We start from the raw sequence: 5,418 nt of genomic DNA, 5'->3' as shown, positions 1-5,418 counted from the left end.
ACTTGTCAGGAATAAAAAAAGATTTACTTTTGCATCCGCTTTTAGGGGTTTAAAATTCTTAGGAGTTTGTTCTTAAAAAATGCGGTTAGAGGTTTTGAAAAAAAGATAAAATTTTTATTATTTTTTCTTTGTCAGAATCAAAAGAGTTTTTATCTTTGCAGCCGCTAAGAAATAGAATAAAAGAAGTTCATTGAAAATATTGAAATTGACAGCGTAAATTGAGTAAAAGACCGGATGTTTTTTCTTATGAAAGACTCCAATTTTTTTGAGACTATTCACATTATAAATTATTTAAGATTTATACAATGAAGAGTTTGATCCTGGCTCAGGATGAACGCTAGCGGCAGGCTTAACACATGCAAGTCGAGGGGTAACAGGAATAGCTTGCTATTTGCTGACGACCGGCGCACGGGTGCGTAACGCGTATGCAACCTACCTTTTACTGGGGAATAGCCTTTAGAAATGAAGATTAATACCCCATAATATAATGACATAGCATTTTGTCATTATTAAAGTTTCGGCGGTAAAAGATGGGCATGCGTTTTATTAGTTAGTTGGTAAGGTAACGGCTTACCAAGACTACGATAAATAGGGGTCCTGAGAGGGAGATCCCCCACACTGGTACTGAGACACGGACCAGACTCCTACGGGAGGCAGCAGTGAGGAATATTGGACAATGGGCGAGAGCCTGATCCAGCCATGCCGCGTGCAGGAAGACGGCCCTATGGGTTGTAAACTGCTTTTATACAGGAAGAAACCTTACTACGTGTAGTAAGCTGACGGTACTGTAAGAATAAGCACCGGCTAACTCCGTGCCAGCAGCCGCGGTAATACGGAGGGTGCAAGCGTTATCCGGAATCATTGGGTTTAAAGGGTCCGTAGGCGGGCTATTAAGTCAGAGGTGAAATCCCACAGCTTAACTGTGGAACTGCCTTTGATACTGGTAGTCTTGAGTTATATGGAAGTAGATAGAATATGTAGTGTAGCGGTGAAATGCATAGATATTACATAGAATACCGATTGCGAAGGCAGTCTACTACGTATATACTGACGCTAATGGACGAAAGCGTGGGGAGCGAACAGGATTAGATACCCTGGTAGTCCACGCCGTAAACGATGGACACTAGTTGTTGGATTATTTCAGTGACTAAGCGAAAGTGATAAGTGTCCCACCTGGGGAGTACGATCGCAAGATTGAAACTCAAAGGAATTGACGGGGGCCCGCACAAGCGGTGGAGCATGTGGTTTAATTCGATGATACGCGAGGAACCTTACCAGGGCTTAAATGTAAGTTGCATTAGTTAGAGATAGCTATTTCTTCGGACTACTTACAAGGTGCTGCATGGTTGTCGTCAGCTCGTGCCGTGAGGTGTCAGGTTAAGTCCTATAACGAGCGCAACCCCTATCGTTAGTTGCTAGCAGGTCATGCTGAGGACTCTAACGAGACTGCCGGTGCAAACCGTGAGGAAGGTGGGGATGACGTCAAATCATCACGGCCCTTACGTCCTGGGCTACACACGTGCTACAATGGTATATACAGAGAGCAGCCATCTGGTGACAGAGAGCGAATCTATAAAGTATATCACAGTTCGGATCGGAGTCTGCAACTCGACTCCGTGAAGCTGGAATCGCTAGTAATCGGATATCAGCCATGATCCGGTGAATACGTTCCCGGGCCTTGTACACACCGCCCGTCAAGCCATGGAAGCTGGGAGTACCTGAAGTCGGTCACCGCAAGGAGCCGCCTAGGGTAAAACTGGTAACTAGGGCTAAGTCGTAACAAGGTAGCCGTACCGGAAGGTGCGGCTGGAACACCTCCTTTCTAGAGAAAGAGATGTGTTGGTTACAATTAAATACGTTTTTTACTCAAGCTGTCAATTTTAAAATATAAAGTAATACTAATTATAGAGTCTCGTAGCTCAGCTGGTTAGAGCGCTACACTGATAATGTAGAGGTCGGCAGTTCGAGTCTGCCCGAGACTACTAAATTTGTTATTACAAAGGAAATTCTAGAAGTTGAAATTCTAAATTATTAATTCTGAATTGAAGTTCTGGAATTACTAATGGGGGATTAGCTCAGCTGGCTAGAGCGCCTGCCTTGCACGCAGGAGGTCATCGGTTCGACTCCGATATTCTCCACAACGGCAATTATTTGCCACAACGTTCATTGACATATTGAAAGTATAATATCGTAAGATATCGAGATATTTTAAGAAAATAAATATTTAAAAAAAGCAAAAAGTACAATAAGCTAAGTAAGGGCGTATGGTGGATGCCTAGGCTCTCAGAGGCGATGAAGGACGTGATAAGCTGCGAAAAGCTGCGGGGATTAGCACATATGAATTGATCCGCAGATATCCGAATGGGGCAACCCAGCATGTTGAAGACATGTTACCACGTAAGTGGGGCAAACCCGGTGAACTGAAACATCTAAGTAACCGGAGGAAGAGAAAACAATAGTGATTCCGTCAGTAGCGGCGAGCGAACGCGGATTAGCCCAAACCCATGTTGTTACGGCAATATGGGGGTTGTAGGACCACGCTGTTTGATGCACAATGAATTAGAACACTTTGGAAAAAGTGACCGAAGAGGGTGATAGTCCCGTATAAGTAAAGAGTGTTATTGATAGTGGTATCCTGAGTAGTGCGGGACACGAGTAATCCTGTATGAATCAGCCGGGACCATCCGGTAAGGCTAAATACTCCTGAGAGACCGATAGTGAACTAGTACCGTGAGGGAAAGGTGAAAAGAACCCTAAGTAAGGGAGTGAAATAGATCCTGAAACCGTACGCTTACAAGCGGTCGGAGCACGTTTACGTGTGACGGCGTGCCTTTTGCATAATGAGCCTACGAGTTACTGTTGCTAGCAAGGTTAAGTGATTAAGTCATGGAGCCGAAGCGAAAGCGAGTCTGAATAGGGCGACCATAGTTAGTAGTAGTAGACGCGAAACCGAGTGATCTACCCATGGGCAGGTTGAAGCTGTGGTAACACACAGTGGAGGACCGAACCAGTTGACGTTGAAAAGTCTTTGGATGACCTGTGGGTAGGGGTGAAAGGCCAATCAAACTCGGAAATAGCTCGTACTCCCCGAAATGCATTTAGGTGCAGCGTTGATTTATAGTTTTATAGAGGTAGAGCTACTGATTGGATGCGGGGGCTTCACCGCCTACCAATTCCTGACAAACTCCGAATGCTATAAAATGTTAATCAGCAGTGAGGGCATGGGTGCTAAGGTCCATGTCCGAGAGGGAAAGAACCCAGACCATCAGCTAAGGTCCCAAAATATATACTAAGTTGAACTAACGAGGTTTGACTACCTAGACAGCTAGGATGTTGGCTTGGAAGCAGCCATTCATTTAAAGAGTGCGTAACAGCTCACTAGTCGAGTGGTCGAGCATGGATAATAATCGGGCATAAGTATATTACCGAAGCTATGGACTTGTATTTATACAAGTGGTAGGGGAGCATTGTAATCAGCGCCGAAGGTGGACTGCGAGGTCTGCTGGAGCGATTACAAAAGAAAATGTAGGCATAAGTAACGATAAGGCGGGTGAGAAACCCGCCCACCGAAAGACTAAGGTTTCCTCAGCGATGCTAATCAGCTGAGGGTTAGTCGGGGCCTAAGGCGAACCCGAAAGGGGTAGTCGATGGACAACAGATTAATATTTCTGTACTTCTTATTATTGCGATGGAGGGACGGAGTAATGAACTCACCGCGTACTGACGGAATAGTACGTTGAACTGTGTAGGTATAAGTTTTGTAGTTAAATGCGCAAGACTTGCTAAAGCAGGATAGTACCACAACTCTTCGGATGAGTGGATAGTGTGATTAAGAACTTCCAAGAAAATCTTCTAAGCTTCAGATAATAAGAACCCGTACCGTAAACCGACACAGGTAGTTGGGATGAGAATTCTAAGGTGCTCGAGAGATTCATGGCTAAGGAACTAGGCAAAATAGACCCGTAACTTCGGGAGAAGGGTCGCCCTGTAGCAATACAGGGCCGCAGTGAAAAGGTCCAGGCGACTGTTTATCAAAAACACAGGACTCTGCTAAAACGAAAGTTGATGTATAGGGTCTGACACCTGCCCGGTGCTGGAAGGTTAAATGGAGTTGTTAGCTTCGGCGAAGCAATCAAATGAAGCCCCAGTAAACGGCGGCCGTAACTATAACGGTCCTAAGGTAGCGAAATTCCTTGTCGGGTAAGTTCCGACCTGCACGAATGGTGCAACGATCTGGACACTGTCTCAGCCATGAGCTCGGTGAAATTGTAGTATCGGTGAAGATGCCGATTACCCGCTGCGGGACGAAAAGACCCCGTGAACCTTTACTATAGTTTAGTATTGGTTTTGGATAAGTAATGTGTAGGATAGGTGGGAGACTTTGAAGCGGCGTCGCTAGGCGTTGTGGAGTCATTGTTGAAATACCACCCTTTGCTTATCTAGAGCCTAACTCAGTGATGAGGACAGTGCTTGATGGGTAGTTTGACTGGGGTGGTCGCCTCCAAAAGAGTAACGGAGGCTTCTAAAGGTACCCTCAGCACGCTTGGTAACCGTGCGTAGAGTGCAATGGCATAAGGGTGCTTGACTGAGAGACATACAGGTCGATCAGGTTGGAAACAAGAGCATAGTGATCCGGTGGTTCCGCATGGAAGGGCCATCGCTCAAAGGATAAAAGGTACTCCGGGGATAACAGGCTGATCTCCCCCAAGAGCTCACATCGACGGGGGGGTTTGGCACCTCGATGTCGGCTCGTCACATCCTGGGGCTGGAGAAGGTCCCAAGGGTTGGGCTGTTCGCCCATTAAAGTGGCACGCGAGCTGGGTTCAGAACGTCGTGAGACAGTTCGGTCTCTATCTGCAGCGGGCGTTAGAAATTTGCGTGAATCTGATTCTAGTACGAGAGGACCGAATTGGACTGACCTCTAGTGTACCAGTTGTTCCGCCAGGAGCACTGCTGGGTAGCTACGTCGGGAAGGGATAAGCGCTGAAAGCATATAAGCGCGAAACCCATCACAAGATGAGATTTCTTTAAAGGGTCGTGGGAGACTACCACGTTGATAGGCTATAGGTGTAAAGGCAGTAATGTCATAGCCGAGTAGTACTAATAACCCATAGGCTTATGTACGCGTTCCTCCACTTCGGTGGAGGAGCAGACTTTTTTTGAATACGAAATCTTAAAATAACTCAATTCTTACAAAATTATACTTTCTATATGTTAACTTATTGCAACACTAGTTGCGGTTGTTTTTATAAAACAACTAAAAACTTAAGGTGGTTATAGCGATAGGGCTCACCTCTTCCCATCCCGAACAGAGAAGTTAAGCCTATCAGCGCAGATGGTACTGCCATCCGGTGGGAGAGTATGTCATCGCCTTTTTTTAAAACCTTCAACATTCAATTGTTGAAGGTTTTTTTTATG

General features: G+C 45.6%; 2 tRNA genes and 3 rRNA genes. All 5 read left to right on the top strand.

The features are described 5' to 3' along the window. The first annotated feature begins 302 nt into the window (after positions 1 to 302). The 5 genes from RM519_RS13860 (at position 303) to rrf (ending at position 5,376) form a co-directional block, all read left to right on the top strand. A 16S ribosomal RNA gene (locus RM519_RS13860) occupies positions 303 to 1,822 on the top strand. An 86-nt stretch (positions 1,823 to 1,908) separates the two neighbouring features. Continuing rightward, positions 1,909 to 1,982 (top strand) — tRNA-Ile (locus RM519_RS13855). Between the two features lie 82 nt (positions 1,983 to 2,064). Then, positions 2,065 to 2,138: transfer RNA gene (locus RM519_RS13850), tRNA-Ala, on the top strand. Between the two features lie 105 nt (positions 2,139 to 2,243). Next, positions 2,244 to 5,124, top strand: a 23S ribosomal RNA gene (locus RM519_RS13845). Positions 5,125 to 5,266: 142 nt separating this feature from the next. Next, positions 5,267 to 5,376 (top strand): 5S ribosomal RNA (gene rrf, locus RM519_RS13840). The 16S, 23S and 5S rRNA genes sit together here with 2 tRNA genes alongside, the layout of an rRNA operon. Positions 5,377 to 5,418: the final 42 nt, after the last annotated feature.

The organism is Urechidicola vernalis, from assembly GCF_031846385.1.
Taxonomy (GTDB): Bacteria; Bacteroidota; Bacteroidia; order Flavobacteriales; family Flavobacteriaceae; genus Urechidicola; species Urechidicola vernalis.
The sequence above is the reverse complement of the archived record's forward strand: the minus strand, read 5'-3'. Positions and strand labels throughout refer to the sequence as shown.